This is a genomic window from Herbaspirillum sp. LeCh32-8, assembly GCF_017814915.1.
Classification (GTDB): domain Bacteria; phylum Pseudomonadota; class Gammaproteobacteria; order Burkholderiales; family Burkholderiaceae_D; genus Herbaspirillum.
The window spans coordinates 1-16,042 of sequence record NZ_JAGIPZ010000007.1 but is presented as its reverse complement, the minus strand read 5'-3'; the positions used below and the strand labels follow the sequence as shown (position 1 = coordinate 16,042).

13 protein-coding genes and 1 pseudogene are annotated in these 16,042 nt (G+C 61.8%); 9 read left to right on the top strand and 5 right to left on the bottom strand.

Translation table 11 applies throughout. From position 1 onward, the window contains the following. Positions 1-22 precede the first annotated feature (22 nt). From J8I26_RS13715 to tkt, 5 genes are all read right to left on the bottom strand, one after another. Positions 23-751, bottom strand: coding sequence for a class I SAM-dependent methyltransferase (locus J8I26_RS13715; RefSeq protein WP_209607667.1), 729 nt, complete (start codon positions 749-751; stop codon positions 23-25). A 186-nt stretch (positions 752-937) separates the two neighbouring features. Further along, positions 938-1,453, bottom strand: a complete 516-nt coding sequence (locus J8I26_RS13710) for a hypothetical protein (RefSeq protein WP_209607666.1) — start codon at positions 1,451-1,453, stop codon at positions 938-940. 241 nt (positions 1,454-1,694) lie between these two features. Continuing rightward, entirely contained in the window at positions 1,695-2,708 is a 1,014-nt protein-coding gene (gap, locus tag J8I26_RS13705) for a type I glyceraldehyde-3-phosphate dehydrogenase (RefSeq protein WP_209607665.1), read from the bottom strand. Between the two features lie 176 nt (positions 2,709-2,884). After that, the gene (locus J8I26_RS13700) at positions 2,885-3,445 is read right to left on the bottom strand and encodes a GNAT family N-acetyltransferase (RefSeq protein WP_209607664.1); all 561 of its coding nucleotides are present in this window, start codon (positions 3,443-3,445) and stop codon (positions 2,885-2,887) included. Between the two features lie 13 nt (positions 3,446-3,458). Further along, positions 3,459-5,468, bottom strand: a complete 2,010-nt coding sequence (gene tkt, locus J8I26_RS13695) for a transketolase (protein WP_348635323.1) — start codon at positions 5,466-5,468, stop codon at positions 3,459-3,461. A gap of 227 nt (positions 5,469-5,695) precedes the next feature. On the opposite strand from tkt, the gene J8I26_RS13690 reads away from it, so the two are divergent. The 9 genes and pseudogenes from J8I26_RS13690 (at position 5,696) to J8I26_RS13650 (ending at position 15,988) form a co-directional block, all read left to right on the top strand. Further along, on the top strand, positions 5,696-6,421 hold the full coding sequence (locus J8I26_RS13690; protein ID WP_209607662.1) for a 16S rRNA (uracil(1498)-N(3))-methyltransferase: 726 nt from the start codon (positions 5,696-5,698) through the stop codon (positions 6,419-6,421). 198 nt (positions 6,422-6,619) lie between these two features. Beyond that, a complete protein-coding gene (locus J8I26_RS13685) occupies positions 6,620-7,597 on the top strand; it encodes a bifunctional riboflavin kinase/FAD synthetase (RefSeq protein WP_209607661.1) in 978 nt (325 codons plus the stop codon). Positions 7,598-7,726: 129 nt separating this feature from the next. Continuing rightward, the gene (gene ileS, locus J8I26_RS13680; RefSeq protein ID WP_209607660.1) at positions 7,727-10,621 is read left to right on the top strand and encodes an isoleucine--tRNA ligase; all 2,895 of its coding nucleotides are present in this window, start codon (positions 7,727-7,729) and stop codon (positions 10,619-10,621) included. A 72-nt stretch (positions 10,622-10,693) separates the two neighbouring features. Further along, positions 10,694-11,221, top strand: a complete 528-nt coding sequence (gene lspA, locus J8I26_RS13675) for a signal peptidase II (RefSeq protein WP_209607659.1) — start codon at positions 10,694-10,696, stop codon at positions 11,219-11,221. Between the two features lie 66 nt (positions 11,222-11,287). After that, entirely contained in the window at positions 11,288-12,484 is a 1,197-nt protein-coding gene (coaBC, locus tag J8I26_RS13670) for a bifunctional phosphopantothenoylcysteine decarboxylase/phosphopantothenate--cysteine ligase CoaBC (protein WP_209607658.1), read from the top strand. Positions 12,485-12,538: 54 nt separating this feature from the next. Beyond that, positions 12,539-12,787, top strand: a pseudogene (locus J8I26_RS13665) (dUTP diphosphatase); the annotation flags it as partial. A 308-nt stretch (positions 12,788-13,095) separates the two neighbouring features. Next, complete coding sequence (locus J8I26_RS13660) at positions 13,096-14,559, top strand: HipA domain-containing protein (RefSeq protein WP_209607656.1); 1,464 nt, start codon at positions 13,096-13,098, stop codon at positions 14,557-14,559. Between the two features lie 33 nt (positions 14,560-14,592). Then, complete coding sequence (locus J8I26_RS13655) at positions 14,593-15,057, top strand: hypothetical protein (RefSeq protein ID WP_209607655.1); 465 nt, start codon at positions 14,593-14,595, stop codon at positions 15,055-15,057. 391 nt (positions 15,058-15,448) lie between these two features. Beyond that, a complete protein-coding gene (locus J8I26_RS13650; RefSeq protein ID WP_209607654.1) occupies positions 15,449-15,988 on the top strand; it encodes a Crp/Fnr family transcriptional regulator in 540 nt (179 codons plus the stop codon). Positions 15,989-16,042 lie beyond the last annotated feature (54 nt).

Below are 16,042 nucleotides of genomic sequence, written 5' to 3'. Positions count from 1 at the left end.
CTTGCGACGATGGTCGCCGGGTTTAAGCCGCCGGCTTGACCGCCACCAGGTTGATCAGCGTCTCTTCCCGCACCGCCGGCGGCTTGATGCGGAACACGCGCTCCATGATGCCGAGGTCTTCACGGCTCCACCACAGATAAGGATAGGACAGCGACTCCGGCGCCACCTGGAAGCCGGCGCTGCGCACCAGAGCCAGGTATTCCTCGGCGGTCTTCTGCACTTCCATCGGATGGCGGAACAGCAGGCGGATGATCCAGGAGTGGATGTAGCGCTTGGTGGATTCGGCGAACAGCAGGATGCCGCCCGGCTTCAACACGCGATAGAACTCGCGGATGGCTTCTTCCTGCTCGACCAGGTGGTGGAAGGTCTGATGGCAGAACAGCAGGTCCACGCTATTGTCTTCCAGCGTCATCTGCGAGCTGGAGCACTGGATGAATTCCGCCTTGATGCCTTCACCGTCGACCTCGGCCTGCGAGGCCTTGATCATCTCGGGATCGATGTCCATGCCGATCAAGCGCTGCGGCGCGAAGCGGTCATGCAGTTTCTTCAGCGAGCGGCCCCAGCCGCAACCGACGTCGGCCACCACCGGGTAAGAGGCGCGGCGCTCGGGGATCAGCCGCTCCAGATCCTGCAGGGCGCGCTCAAGCACATGCAGGGTCCAGGTCGGGGTGCGCAGGAACCAGATGCCGAAGGCGGTTTCAGGCACGTGCTCGGGCATCGCCGGCGGCAATTGCGTCAACTGTGTAGTCATGTCTTCGATTTATTGTTCCGGGCGCGGCGCTGGCGCAGGCTGCGTCACAGGTCCCGGTCGCCGGCGAATCCCCCTGCCGGCCGATGAAAAATGCCCCGCATCTGCGGGGCACATGTAAGCGTCGAGATGTTACCGGCTGGGAAGCCTGACGGCAAGCGCGACCATCGCGCCCGGCCGGACAAGGGATCAATACTTCGGCGGCTGTTTTTCTTCGCGGCTGGCGCGGCGGTCGCTGCCGCTATCCTTGGACGAGGAGGAAGACGAACTGTCGCGATCACGCGAACGGCTGCTGTCGCGATCACGGTCACGGTCGCGCGAACGGCTGCTGCGGTCGCTGTCCTTGCCATCCTTGGTGTCCTTGCCCTTGGCGTCCTTGTCATCCTTGGCCGGCTCGGCCGGCGGCGGTGGCGGCGTGACGGTCTGGATGCCCTTGGCGGCCATGTATTCGTGCATGTCCTTCCAGCCGGCGAAGATGCCCGCCTTCAGCGCTTCCGGGTTGCGCTGATAGCAGTCTTCCAGCGTCTGGCCGGCCTGGCGGCAACCGGCGCCCAGGGCGATGCCTTCGGCCTTGGCTTCTTCCGGCGTCTGCTTGGGCTTGGTGAAGCTGCTGATGTAATCGCAGGCGGACAGCGACAAAGTGACGGCGGCCATCAGGGCCACGTTGGCGATCAGGCGGCGCGCCTGGAATGACGATGCTGACATTACGTCCCTCGTGTGGATGCGGTTGCTGTTATGTGTTGCACGATGTTGCATCAAATGCAATGCCGCAAATGGACAAAAGGCCATTGCGGAAAAAATCCGCAACAGCCTTTCGATCTTTTGCAGGCTGATGACATATTTTCACCGCCGCAAGCAAGCTTGCATCCGAGGAAAAGAAGCCGAATCAGCCCCAATTTTGCCGATACCGGCTCCGGGAACACCCCGAAACCGGCTGCGGTGGGTCTTACTTGGCGGTAGCCAGGGCGACCGTGGTGTCCAGCATGCGGTTGGAGAAGCCCCACTCGTTGTCGTACCAGGACGAAACCTTGACCAGACGGCCGGAGACTTTGGTCAGGGTGGCGTCGAAGTTGGACGACGCCGGGTTGTGGTTGAAGTCCACCGACACCAGCGGGTCAGTGTTGTAGGTCAGGATACCCTTGAGCGGACCGGCTTCCGAAGCGGCCTTCAGGATGGCGTTGACTTCATCCACGGTGGTGTCGCGCGAGGCCACGAAGGACAGGTCGACCAGCGACACGTTGATCGTCGGCACGCGGATGGCGAAACCGTCCAGCTTGCCGTTCAGTTCCGGCAGCACCAGGCCGACCGCGGCAGCGGCGCCGGTCTTGGTCGGGATCATCGACTGGGTCGCCGAACGGGCGCGGCGCAGGTCTTCGTGGTAGACGTCGGTCAGCACCTGGTCGTTGGTGTAGGCGTGGATGGTGGTCATCAGGCCGGTTTCCAGGCCGATCTTTTCATGCAGCGGCTGCACCAGCGGGGCCAGGCAGTTGGTGGTGCACGATGCGTTGGAGATGACGGTGTCGGAGGCCTTCAGGACCTGATGGTTCACGCCGAACACGACGGTTGCGTCCACGTCCTTGCCGCCCGGAGCCGAGATGATCACCTTCTTGGCGCCGCCCTTGATGTGGGCGCTGGCCTTTTCCTTGGTGGTGAAGAAGCCGGTGCATTCCAGCACCACGTCAACCTTCAACTCGCCCCAGGGCAGTTCGGCCGGGTTGCGTTGCGCCAGCACCTTGATGCGGTCGCCGTTGACGACGATGGAGTCGCCATCGACGGTCACGGTGCCCGGGAACTTGCCGTGGGCGGTGTCGTATTGGGTCAGGTGGGCATTGGTCTTCGGATCGCCCAGGTCGTTGATCGCCACGATCTCGATGTCGTGCTTCTTGCCGCCTTCGTAGTGGGCGCGCAGGATGTTGCGGCCGATACGGCCATAACCGTTGATTGCAACGCGAATTGCCATGCTCTTCTCCTTAAGGTATCAAAAAAATCAATGCAAATCGGTCTTGCCGGAAAGCCGGCCTGCCCAGCAGGCTACACGACACGCCGGGCATTTCCCGGCCATTTGTCCGTCTTTTCCGGCCTTCGCTTGTTTTATTTCTTTCTTCTTGCCGTCCCTGCATCCCGGGCGCTGCGCGCTCAGGCTTTCAACTTGCGCCACACGAAGCCGACCTCGTCGATCTCGCTGCCGTCATCCCAGGTAAAGGTCTGCTCGAACAGCTGTTCGGCTCCCAATGCCTTGAAAAATTCCCGCGCGCCTTCGTTCTTGGCCAGCACCCAGGCCATCAGGCCGGTGGCGCCGGCGCCGATCAGCGTGGCCGCGACGTTGGCCAGCAGGCGCTTGCCAAGTCCGCGGCGCTGCTCGTCTGGCAGCACGCAGATGGCGGAGAGCTCGGCGTCGCAGCCGAAACGGCTTTGCGCCAGCGTCATGCCGGAGGCAAAACCGATGATCTCGCCGCCGGCCTCGGCCACGAAGGTGCAGGCGGCATCCGAGGATGCGCCCAGCACCTGCTCCCACATCTTGACGCTCTGTTCGGGCTTCAGGTGGTCCAGGTAGCTGTCCGGCACCAGGCCGCGATAGCTGGCGCGCCAGGCATCGATGCGCACGCCGGCGATCGATGCGGCGTCGCCGGGGCGGGCGCGACGGATCACGACATCATCCGCCGCGACCGCTGCACCCGCTTGAACTGCTTCGTTCATTGCCGTTTCCCGCTCAGGCCAGAACAGCCTTGGCCTTGGCCACGACGTTCTCGACGGTGAAGCCGAAGTGCTTGAACAACACGCCGGCCGGCGCTGATTCGCCGAAGGTGTCGATACCGACCACGGCGCCTTCCAGGCCCACGTACTTGTACCAGAAATCGGTCACACCGGCTTCGATGGCCACGCGCGGCGTGCCCTTGGGCAGCACGCTGGCCTTGTAGGCGGCGTCCTGGCGGTCGAACACGTCGGTCGACGGCATCGACACCACGCGCACGGCGACGCCGTCAGCAGTCAGGGCGTCGGCGGCCTTGGTAGCCAGTTCGATTTCCGAGCCGGTGGCGATCAGCACCACCTTGGCGTTCGGCGCATCGCGCAACACGTAGCCGCCGCGGGCGATGTCCTTGACCTGGGCGTCGGTGCGCTCCTGGAACGGCAGGTTCTGGCGCGAGAAGATCAGGGTGCTCGGGCCGTCGTTGCGCTGGATGGCGTGCGCCCATGCCACCGCGGTTTCGGTGGTGTCGCACGGACGCCAGTTGTCCAGGTTCGGGATCAGGCGCAGGCTGGAGACGTGCTCGACAGACTGGTGGGTCGGGCCGTCTTCACCCAGGCCGATGGAGTCGTGGGTGAACACGAACAGCGAGCGCGCCTTCATCAGCGCGGCCATGCGCAGTGCATTGCGGCTGTAGTCGGAGAAAGTCAGGAAGGTCGCGCCGAACGGCAGGTAACCGCCATGCAGGGCGATGCCGTTCATGATCGCGCTCATGCCGAACTCGCGCACGCCGTAGTTGATGTGGTTGCCGGCCTGGTCGGCGCGCACGGCCACCGATTCCTTCCAGTTGGTCAGGTTCGAGCCGGTCAGGTCGGCCGAGCCGCCCAGGAATTCCGGCAGCGCCTGCGCGTAAGCCTGGATGGCGTTCTGGCTGGCCTTGCGGGTGGCGATGGTTTCCTTCTTCTCGATGGTCGAGTTGATGAAGGCGGCCACGGTGGATTCGAAGGCGGCCGGCAGCTCGCCCTTCAGGCGACGCAGCAGCTCGGCGGCTTCGCTCGGGTACTTGGCGGCGTAGGCGTCGAAGACTTGCTTCCACTTCGCTTCAAAGTCGGCGCCGGTGGCCTTGGCGTCCCATGCGGAATACACATCGGCCGGGATCTCGAACGGGGCGGAAGTCCAGCCCAGCGCTTCGCGCACGGCGGCGATTTCCTTGTCGCCCAGCGCGGCGCCGTGCACCTTGTCGGTGCCCGCCAGGTTGGGCGAGCCCTTGCCGATCACGGTGCGGCAGCAGATCAGGGTCGGCTTGTCGGCCAGCTTGGCCTGGTGGATGGCGGCGGACACCGCTTCCACGTTGTGGCCGTCGACGCCCGGGATCACGTTCCAGCCGTAGGCTTCGAAGCGCTTCGGGGTGTCGTCCTTGAACCAGCCTTCGACGTGGCCGTCGATGGAGATGCCGTTGTCGTCGTACAGCACGATCAGCTTGGACAGGTTCAGCACGCCGGCCAGCGAGCAGGCCTCGTGCGAGATGCCTTCCATCAGGCAACCGTCGCCGACGAAGGCGTAGGTGTAGTGGTCGACCACGGGCAGGTCGGGCTTGTTGAATTCAGCGGCCAGCAGCTTCTCGGCCAGCGCCATGCCCACGGCATTGGTGATGCCCTGGCCCAGCGGGCCGGTGGTGGTTTCCACGCCCGGGGTGATGTGTACTTCCGGGTGGCCGGCGGTCTTGGAGTGCAACTGGCGGAAGGCCTTGATGTCGTCCATCGACAGGTCGTAACCGGTCAGGTGCAGCAGCGCGTACTGCAGCATGGAGCCGTGGCCGTTGGACAGCACGAAGCGGTCGCGGTTGGCCCATTGCGGATTGGTCGGGTTGTGGCGATAGTGCTTGGCCCACAGGGCCACTGCGATTTCAGCCATCCCCATCGGCATGCCCGGGTGTCCGGAATTGGCTTTTTGAACTGCGTCCATCGCCAGCGCGCGGATCGCGTTGGCCATCTTGTCGGTGGGAAGAGTGGAAATCATGTCGGTGTCAGAAATTTGCTGGAGGCGCCGGTGGGCGCATAAACCTGGTTCGGGAGCCAAAGCACTTGTGCAGCCGGCTCCGGTGCTGCAGATCAATACAGATCGGGTCAAATGCAAACCCCGGAAGGCCGGGGTTGTGCGGGGCCATATTTTACCAGAGAGCGCCGGCGGGATTAAAATTCAGGGCGGTCGCCGTGGCGGCCGTGAAAACGTATTCGTCCCTATTTGCCCCGAAACCGCCCATGCCCCGTTTCTTTTGCCCGCAAGCCTTGAGCGTAGGCTCGGCCCTGGCCCTGCCCGAGCACATCGCCCACCACGTACAGGTGCTGCGCATGCAGCCGGGCGACAACCTCACCCTGTTCAACGGCGAAGGCGGGGAATACACCGCCACGCTGAGCACCGTTGAAAAGAAGCGTGCCCACGCCGAGGTCAAGACCTTCTCCCCGCGCGAGGCCGAGCTGCCCTACGCCCTGACGCTGGCCCAGGCGCTGCCCGAGGGCAGCAAGATGGACTGGATCGTGGAAAAAGCCGTGGAGCTGGGCGCCACCGCGATTCAACCGCTGGCCGCGCAGCGCTGCGTGGTGCGCCTGGCGGGCGAGCGCGCCGAGAAAAAACAGGCGCACTGGCAAGGCATCGTCCAGGCCGCCGCCGAGCAATGCGGCCGCAACCGCCTGCCGCACCTGGGTGACCTTAGCGATTTCAAGCGCTGGGTCGGACAGAGCGACCTGCACCGACGCATCCTGCTCTCCCCGCGCGGGGAACAGGCGCTGTCGGGCTGGGCGCGCCACCATCCGCCGCAGGCCGTGACCCTGATGATCGGCCCCGAAGGCGGCTTCAACCCGGACGAGGAAGAACTTGCCTGCGCGCAAGGCGCCCTGATGCTGACCATGGGGCCGCGTGTGCTGCGCACCGAAACCGCCGGCATGGCCGCGCTGACCACGCTCAACGCCATCTGGGGCGAAATGTAGTCTCAAGTCTCAGGCGGGAGCCAAAGGCTTGCGGCAGCGCAAGCCCGGCGCAAAAAATAGCAAAGCGACAAGCTCATCCCTGCGCGAAGCGCTTGATTCTCCCCTCCCCGCCACCAAATCAGGGAAAGCCTCCGAAAACATTTATAATGGAAGGCTTTTGCAACATCGCTTCTTTCCAGTATTTCAACCAGCGGCTCAATGAAGGTATTTCGCGGACTTCCCAACGCCGAATCGCGCGCGCCCTGCGCGCTGACCATCGGCAACTTCGACGGCGTACACCTCGGCCACCAGGCCCTGCTCTCGCGCGTGCGCGAGGCCGCCGATCGCCTGGGGCTGGACGCTGCGGTGATGACTTTCGAGCCGCATCCGCGCGAATTCTTCGCCCAGCTGGCCGGCACCCCCGAACGCGCCCCGGCGCGCATCGCCAACCTGCGTGACAAGCTGCAGTCGCTGGCCGACTCCGGCATCGACCGCGTGGTGGTGGAACATTTCGGCAGCCACTTCGCCGCCCTCTCGCCGCAGGACTTCATCGAGAAGATCCTGGTGCAGGGCCTGCACGTGCGCTGGCTGATGGTGGGCGACGACTTCTGCTTCGGCGCACGCCGCGCCGGCAACCTGGACACCCTGATCGAAGCCGGCAAGAAGTACGGCTTCGAAGTGCACTCGATGCCCACCGTCACCAATGCCGGCGTGCGCATCTCGTCGTCGGCCGTGCGCGCGGCGCTCGCCGAGGGCGACTTCGAACTGTCGCGCCAGCTGTTGGGCCACGCCTACGCCATCAGCGGTCACGTGGTGCACGGCAAGAAACTGGGCCGCACCATCGGCTTCCCCACGCTGAACATGCGCGTGGGCCACAAGCGTCCGGCGCTGTCGGGTATCTTCGTGGTGCAGGTGCACGGCATCGCCGAAGAGCCGCTGCCTGCCGTGGCCAGCCTGGGCGTGCGCCCGACCGTGGACGACAGCGGCCGCGTGCTGCTGGAGACCCACCTGCTGGACTTCCAGGGCGACTGTTACGGCAAACTCCTGCGCGTGGAATTCCTGAAGAAGCTGCGCGACGAAGAAAAGTACATCGACCTGCCCACGCTGACCGCCGCCATTGCGCGCGACGCCGGGCAGGCCCGCGCCTTCTTCCGCGAAAGCGCCGGCTTCGCCGTCTCGGCGACCGACCGAATTTGAAGGCTGGACGACGACCGGTGCCGGCACCCGTCGTCGTCCAGCCTGACGCCTTGCGCGCCCCGCCCTACGCATGCTGCACAGGACGGCGCATCCAGAATTCAGAATCAACCCGAATCCAAAGAGATCTTCATGTCGAACAACGAATCGTCCGCCAAGCCGGGCAAGCAGGAAAAAGCAGGCAAGGCGCCGTCCAAGTATCCGGTCAACATGACCGAGACCGCGTTCCCGATGCGCGGCGACCTGGCCAAGCGCGAGCCGCAGTGGGTCAAGCAGTGGCAAGAGAGCAAAGTCTACGAGCGCATCCGCAAGGCCTCCGCCGGACGTCCCAAGTTCATCCTGCATGACGGCCCGCCGTACGCCAACGGCGAGATCCACCTGGGCCACGCCGTCAACAAGATCCTGAAGGACATGATCGTCAAGGCCCGCAACATGGCCGGCTTCGACGCGCAATACGTGCCGGGCTGGGATTGCCACGGCATGCCCATCGAGATCCAGATCGAAAAGAAGTACGGCAAGAACCTGCCGGTGGCCGAAGTGCAGGCCAAGGCGCGGGCTTACGCCGAAGAGCAGATCGCGCTGCAAAAGAAGGACTTCATCCGCCTGGGCGTACTGGGCGAGTGGGACAATCCGTACAAGACCATGAACTTCTCCAACGAGGCCGATGAGCTGCGCGCGCTCGGCACCATCCTGGAGAAGGGCTACGTCTACCGTGGCCTCAAGCCGGTGAACTGGTGCTTCGACTGCGGCTCGGCACTGGCCGAAGCAGAAGTGGAATACCAGGACAAGCGCGACCCGGCCATCGACGTCGGCTTCCCCTTTGCCGAACACGACAAGCTGGCCACCGCCTTCGGCCTGACCGATCTGCCGACCCGCAACGGCTACATCGTGATCTGGACCACCACGCCCTGGACCATCCCGTCCAACCAGGCGCTGAACGTGCATCCGGAATTTGAATACGCGCTGGTGGAGACCGTGCGCAACGGCGAACCGCTGCTGCTGATCCTGGCCAAGGACCTGGTCGAGGCCTGCCTGCAGCGCTTCGGCCTGGAAGGCAAGATCATCGCCACCACCGTCGGCGAGAAGCTGTCGCTGATCCGCTTCCACCATCCGCTGGCCAAGGCCGACGCCGGCTACGACCGCCTGTCGCCGATCTATCTCGGCGACTACGTGACCGCCGACAGCGGCACCGGCATCGTGCACTCGGCGCCCGCTTACGGTATCGAAGACTTCCAGTCGTGCAAGGCGCACGGCATGAAGGATGACGACTTCATCAACCCGGTGATGGGCGATGGCCGCTATGCGTCGACGCTGCCGCTGTTCGCCGGCATGACCATCTGGGAAGCCTCCAAGCCGATCTGCTCGGCGCTGGAGCAAACCGGTTCGCTGTTCAAGCTGGTCATGTTCGACCACAGCTACATGCACTGCTGGCGCCACAAGACGCCGATCATCTATCGCGCCACGTCGCAATGGTTTGCCAGCATGGACAACATCCCCAAGGATGGCGGCGCCAGCCTGCGCCAGACCGCGCTGCAAGGCATCGAAGACACCGCCTTCTTCCCCTCGTGGGGCAAGGCGCGCCTGCACGGCATGATCGCCAACCGTCCGGACTGGACGCTGTCGCGCCAGCGCCAGTGGGGCGTGCCGATGGCCTTCTTCGTGCACAAGGAAACCGGTGAGCTGCATCCGCGCACGCCCGAGCTGATCGAGCAGATCGCGCAACGCATCGAAAAGGGCGGCATCGAAGCATGGCAGGCGCTCGATCCCAAGGAGCTGCTGGGCGACGAGGCCGAGCTGTACCTGAAGAACAAAGACACGCTGGACGTATGGTTCGACTCCGGCACCACCCACCAGACTGTACTGCGCGGCTCGCACAAGCAGCAGTCGCAGTTCCCGGCCGACCTCTATCTGGAAGGTTCGGACCAGCACCGCGGCTGGTTCCACTCGTCGCTGCTGACCTCGTCGATGCTGAACGGCCGCGCGCCCTACAAGGCGCTGCTGACCCACGGCTTCGTGGTCGATGGCGAAGGCCGCAAGATGTCCAAGTCGCTCAAGAACGGCGTCGAGCCGCAGAAGGTGGCCGACTCGCTGGGCGCGGAAATCCTGCGCCTGTGGATCGCCTCCAGCGACTACTCGGGCGAGATCTCGATCTCCGATGAAATCCTCAAGCGCGTGGTGGAGTCGTATCGCCGCATCCGCAACACGCTGCGCTTCCTGCTGGCCAACACCTCGGACTTCGACTTCGCCAAGGACGCCGTGCCGGTGGCCGAGCTGCTGGAAATCGACCGCTACGCGATCGCCAACATGGCGCGCCTGCAGGCCGAGGTGCTGGCGCACTTCGAGTCCTACGAGTTCCACCCGGTGGTGGCCAAGCTGCAAGGCTACTGCTCGGAAGACCTGGGCGGCTTCTACCTCGACATCCTGAAGGATCGCCTGTACACCAGCGGCGTGGACTCCTCGGCGCGCCGCTCGGCGCAGACTGCGGTGTGGTACATCACCCAGTCGCTGCTGCGCCTGATGGCGCCGATCCTGTCGTTCACCGCCGAAGAAGCATGGGGCTTCTTCGCCGGCGAAAAGGCCTTTGCCGAGAGCGAACAAACCATCTTCTCGCAGACCTACTACGCGCTGCCCGAGGTGGCCGACGCCGAAGCGCTGCTGGCCAAGTTCGCCGTGCTGCACGAGGTACGCGCGGTGGTGACCAAGCAACTGGAAGAAGTGCGCATCGCCGGCAACATCGGCTCGTCGCTGCAGGCTGAAGTCGAGCTGAAAGTTTCCGCTGACAAGGCCGAGCTGCTGGAAAGTCTGGGCGAAGACCTGAAGTTCGTGCTGATCACGTCCGACGCCAAGGTGAGCAAGGTCGCCACGGCGGAAGAAGAAACCGTGGTGGTCACACCGTCGACCCACCAGAAATGCGAACGCTGCTGGCACTATCGCGCCGATGTCGGGTCTCATGCCGAGCACCCGGGCCTGTGCGGTCGCTGCTATTCGAACCTGTTCGGTCAGGGCGAACAGCGCCGCTTCGCCTGATCCCCGGGAACGCCGGCAAGCCGCCCTGCGCATCACCAATGCGCAGGGCGGCCAACTCAAACAACAACACCCATGGCAACCAAAAAGCGCTCCCCATCTTCCCCCCGATCGTCCGGCGCCACCGCCACGACCCAGGGCCTGCTGCCCTGGCTGGGCATCGCCACCATCGTGCTGCTGCTCGACCAGCTCACCAAGATCACCATCCTGAAACTGTTCCACTACGGCGAGTCCTTGCCGGTGACCGGTTTCTTCAACCTGGTGCTGGTCTATAACAAGGGCGCCGCCTTCAGCTTCCTGGCCGCCAGCGGTGGATGGCAACGCTACCTGTTCACCGCCATCGGCATCGCCGCGGCGGTCTTCATCATTCACCTGCTGCGCAAGCACCCCGGCCAGCGCATGTTCTGCTGGGCGCTGGCCCTGATCCTGGGCGGTGCCATCGGCAACGTGATCGACCGCGTCGCCTATGGCCATGTGATCGACTTCCTCGACGTGTTCGTCGGCAACTGGCACTGGCCGGCCTTCAACCTGGCCGATAGTGCGATTTGCGTAGGTGCGGTATTGTTCGTCGTGGACGAACTGCGCCGGGTTTCCAAGAAGTAAAGACCGGCGCGCCAATCCGCTCGCGCGAAGCTCGCGCTTCGCTTCATTCCGGGAGCAAGGACAAACATGGAACTCGCTGGCAAGAAAATCGTACTCGGCCTGACCGGCGGCGTGGCCTGCTACAAGGCCGCGATGCTGGCGCGCGAGCTGGGCCGCGCGGGCGCCTCGGTGCAGGTGGTGATGACGACCGCCGCCACCCAGTTCATCACGGCGGTGACCATGCAGGCGCTGACCGGCAACACCGTCTACACCGACCAGTGGGATACGCGCATGGACAACAACATGCCGCACATCAACCTCACCCGCGACGCCGACGCGGTGGTGATCGTCCCCTGCTCCACCGACTTCATCTCCAAGCTGGCGCACGGCGCCTGCGACGACCTGCTCTCCACGCTGTGCATCGCCCGCCCGGCCCACGTGCCGCTGATGGTGGCGCCGGCCATGAATGTAGAGATGTGGCAGAACCCGGCCACCCAGCGCAATGTGCGCCAGTTGCGCGCCGACGGCATCCTGCTGCTCGGCCCGGACGCCGGCGCGCAGGCCTGCGGCGAAATGGGCGAGGGCCGCATGCTGGAGCCGGCGCAACTGATGGAAGAAATCATTGCCACCTTCCAGCCCAAGGTGCTGGCCGGCCGCCGCGTGCTGCTGACCGCCGGCCCGACCTTCGAGCCGATCGATCCGGTGCGCGGCATCACCAATCTCTCCTCGGGCAAGATGGGCTATGCGGTGGCGCGCGCCGCGCGCGAAGCCGGCGCCGAGGTCACGCTGGTGTCCGGCCCGACTGCGCTCGACGCGCCCTACGGCGTACGCCGCATCGACGTGCAGACCGCGCAGCAGATGCATGATGCGGTGATGGCCAACGTTGCCGGCCAGGATCTGTTCGTCGCGGTGGCGGCCGTGGCCGACTGGCGTGTGGCCAATGCCAGCGCGCAAAAACTGAAGAAGAGCGCCGACGACGACAGCTTGCACCTGGAGTTTGCGCAGAACCCCGACATCCTGGCCGAGGTCGCCGCCCTGCCCGCGCGCCCCTATTGCGTGGGCTTCGCGGCCGAGTCGGAAAACCTTGAGCAATACGGCGCCAGCAAGCGCGCCAAGAAGAACATCCCGCTGCTGGTCGGCAATATCGGCCACCAGACCTTCGGCCGCGACGACAACTCCCTGACGCTGTTCGACGAGCAAGGCCACACCAGCCTGCCGCGCGCGGACAAGCAAACCCTGGCACGCCAGCTGGTGCGCGAGATCGCGCGCCGCATGGCGTCCTGAACCCGACACGGCCCGCCTCCTGCGGGCCGTGCCTTTTGATCCAACTCCGCATCCATGAAGACTATCGACATCAAGATCCTCGACCCGCGCATGAAAGACCAGCTGCCCGCCTACGCAACACCTGGCAGCGCCGGTCTCGACCTGCGCGCCTGCATCGATGCGCCGCTGACCATCGCGCCGGGCGCGACCCACCTGATCCCTACCGGCCTGGCGATCCACCTGGCCGATCCCAACTACGCCGCGGTCATCCTGCCGCGCAGCGGCATGGGCCACAAGCACGGCATCGTGCTGGGCAATCTGGTCGTTATCCGCAATCAAAACAACCGTCTCAATTGTCTCAATTAAGCCTTTCACGGCAAAAATTGAGGATTTTCAATTCTTAATTTCGCACCATCCGACAGTGTCTCAACTGTCTCATTCCACCTCATTCCGACACTCTTCCCAGTAATTCCCTTTCGTACTTTTGATAAATACTGAGTGATACCGTAAGTCCAGGACTTTCAGTCCATGTGAAGTTCCATCGACTCCACTTTAATACTGAGGGCACTCGTTCAGCATCATTAGATCGAGAAAATAGACTTGTCCATTTTCTACGTTATTCGTAGAATTCATTGCTAGCGCACGAATCCAGAGCGCACTCGCCAACCAAATTCTTTCCCCATTACTTCGAAGAAGTTAACGGCCTGCGGCTTACTGCCAAATTTTCAACCAGCAGTTTTACAGACCCAAGTTCCTCAATGTCACAGTGCCAGTATCAGGTCACTACGTCCAATAGCACCGTTGGACATATTCACATTGACTCAGGTGAAGGCAACCCCGACCTCATTTACTCATCGTATTGGCATCAACACCCCGAATCATTTGCGTTGTCGCCGCACTTACCGCTTTTCAGTGATCGCATATCACCACTGAAAATTGCTAGACATCTTGCCAATCTCTTGCCTGAAGGTCTTTTCCCATGGGTAGAGGCAACCCAAGACAAGTCGTCGCCCCCAAACATCGCGACCTTCGTCCAGGCATGTGGCCCCGAACCATCAGGCGCCTTCAGCATTCGACAATTTGAAAATGAAGCAAAGCTTCCTATCGAAATGCCTCCAATCGTCGAACAGCTTTCGGACGATGTACTTTCTGAGCGAATCGCTAGCAGGAGTCAAATTCCATTTTCATTCTGGCATGGTCGCTACTACCAAGGTCTCGCAGGCGTTCACGACAAAATGCAGGTCGTCCTTAAGGGCGAAGAACTCTATTTGGTAGACGGCAGTTTATGCTCGACACATATCATCAAGCCCGAAGCATTAGGCCTCACGACTCCGTTCATGGTGGCCAATGAACATTACTGCATGTCCCTTGCTGCAGCAATGCAATTGCCAACTGCTCCCGTTCATATTCGGAGGACTCCTGCACCACTTCTGGTGATCGAAAGGTTCGACCGAAAATGGAATGCAAAATCAGACGTACTACAGCTAGGCAAGGTCGAGCGCCTGCACACGATTGATGGATGTCAGGCAGTAGGTGCAGCAAGTTGGGAAAAACATGAACGCTGCTTGGCCAATGAAGAACAACAAGCCCGCCAGAAATTCGGCGTTGGGTTCAAGAGACTTTTCAAACTCGAGCCGTTCTTCGTCAATCCCAAAGAAGCACAGCTACTGATGATCCGGTGGGCCCTCTTCAACCTCTTGATCGGCAATGGTGATGCTCACGCTAAGAACATCTCATTTTTCCAAACGGCCGATGGGCTGATCCCGGCGCCTTTGTATGACTTGACCTCGACATGCGTCTACCGCGAAGCAGGCTTACAGGAGATGGCTATAGGTTATGGAGGCGCATTCCGACTCGAAGAAATCAACTCAGAGAACATGGTTCGCTTCGCCACAGATGCGGGCTTCCCGAGTCGATTGCTGGCAATCGAGATGCAGCATATTGCTCACGACGCTGAGAAGCACTTCGAAGCCCTGACGCGTAATAAGTCGTACACCTCTGGGGAAAAGAAGACCGTCAAGAAAATCGCAGAATTTGTGCGGTCACAGATCGACTGGATGCGTAGTACAGCAAGCACCATGCTCATTTGTAAATAACTGGCCCCATCAAAATCACCCAGCAAATACCAAATGAAATCCCTCGAAGACATCTCCAACTTCCTGCGGTATGAGTTGAGCCAGTATGGGTTCAGCTACTCCCCTCAGGATTCCGAGCTTGGACTGACCGAAGGCACCGTCGCGCGTATCTTGGACGGCGCCGGCGATTACTCGGTGAGGGAGCTCATGGTTCTCTTGGCGCGGCTCGGCTTCGAGCTGGACATTTTCGACAAGGAAGTGCTGGAGCAGATGAAAGGAGGGTCCGCTGGCCAAGCCCCGGGGTCGCCCGTGATGACCAAAGTCCAGATCGCTGTGGGGCGTATCCAAGCGCCGGCTGGTTCATCAGCAGGGGCGGATATCGGCTCCAAGATTTCTGAGGCACCCAGGCAGTTGGTCTCTGCATCAGATTTGACCTCTACTCCCCCGCGCACAGCAGAAGACATCCGTCGTGCAATCGCCGAAGGCAGAGTTGCCGAACTGAAGCCGGACCAGGCTTAGCCGAGCCTGTTGGAACGCGTGGGAGGAGCTATATGACCTATGTCTCAATCATCAATAAGCACGGGCAAGTTTCCATCCCGAAGGACATTCTGCGTGCCCGTGGCTGGAAGGCTGGTACTCGAATCAGCATCACTCAGACCGATGCTTCTTCTTTCATTCTGCGCACAGCGGAATTGCCTCAGTCAAAGCCCGAGCTGTACATCGCAGCCTCAATGTCGGATGCCAACTCTCAGGAGCTATAGCACCAAGCGCAAGCTGGAATGGTTCTACGGCTCGCCGAGAGTACGTCCCTATCACTAGCAGCTACTGAAGATGTCGTCGATACCTGGCGCCGGCGACGAACAACATCCGAGCCCGTATAATCGATGAAAAATCTAACGATGAGCTTGCTATGTTGAACCGCTTCCAAGGCGACAGTGGTCGCCGCCTTCGAATTGATGCTTTTAAGAATCAAAAATTGGTCGCCGGCGATGCCAAATTGGCTGAGATTTTGGCGGACGAGGCTGAATTGGTGCATGTACCAGTTGGCACATCGCTCATCGTACAGACTGAGTACACAAACGATGTCTACTTCATACTTGTCGGAGCGTTCGCTATCGTTGTGAACGGTCGAGAGATTGCCATTCGCGGTCCGCGTGAACATGTGGGAGAAATGGGCGCCATAGAGCCGACACAGCCGCGATCAGCAACAGTGACAGCCAAAGAAGACTCTCTCGTAGCAAAGCTAAGTGAGGAAGCCTTCGCCAAGTTGGCCACTCAATTCCCCTTTTTGTATAAGAACATTGCTCAAGAGCTCTCTCGACGTCTTTTAGAGAGAAACAGTTTGGTCAAGCCAGTTCACCATAAGATACGCATCTTCATCATTTCTTCCGCAGAGTCACTTCCTATTGCAAGGCTAATACACAGCGTGTTGAATTGCACTGAAAACTGACCCACTTTTCCAGGAAATTTGCACCCTAAGTTGACCCATGTTTAGACCACAATC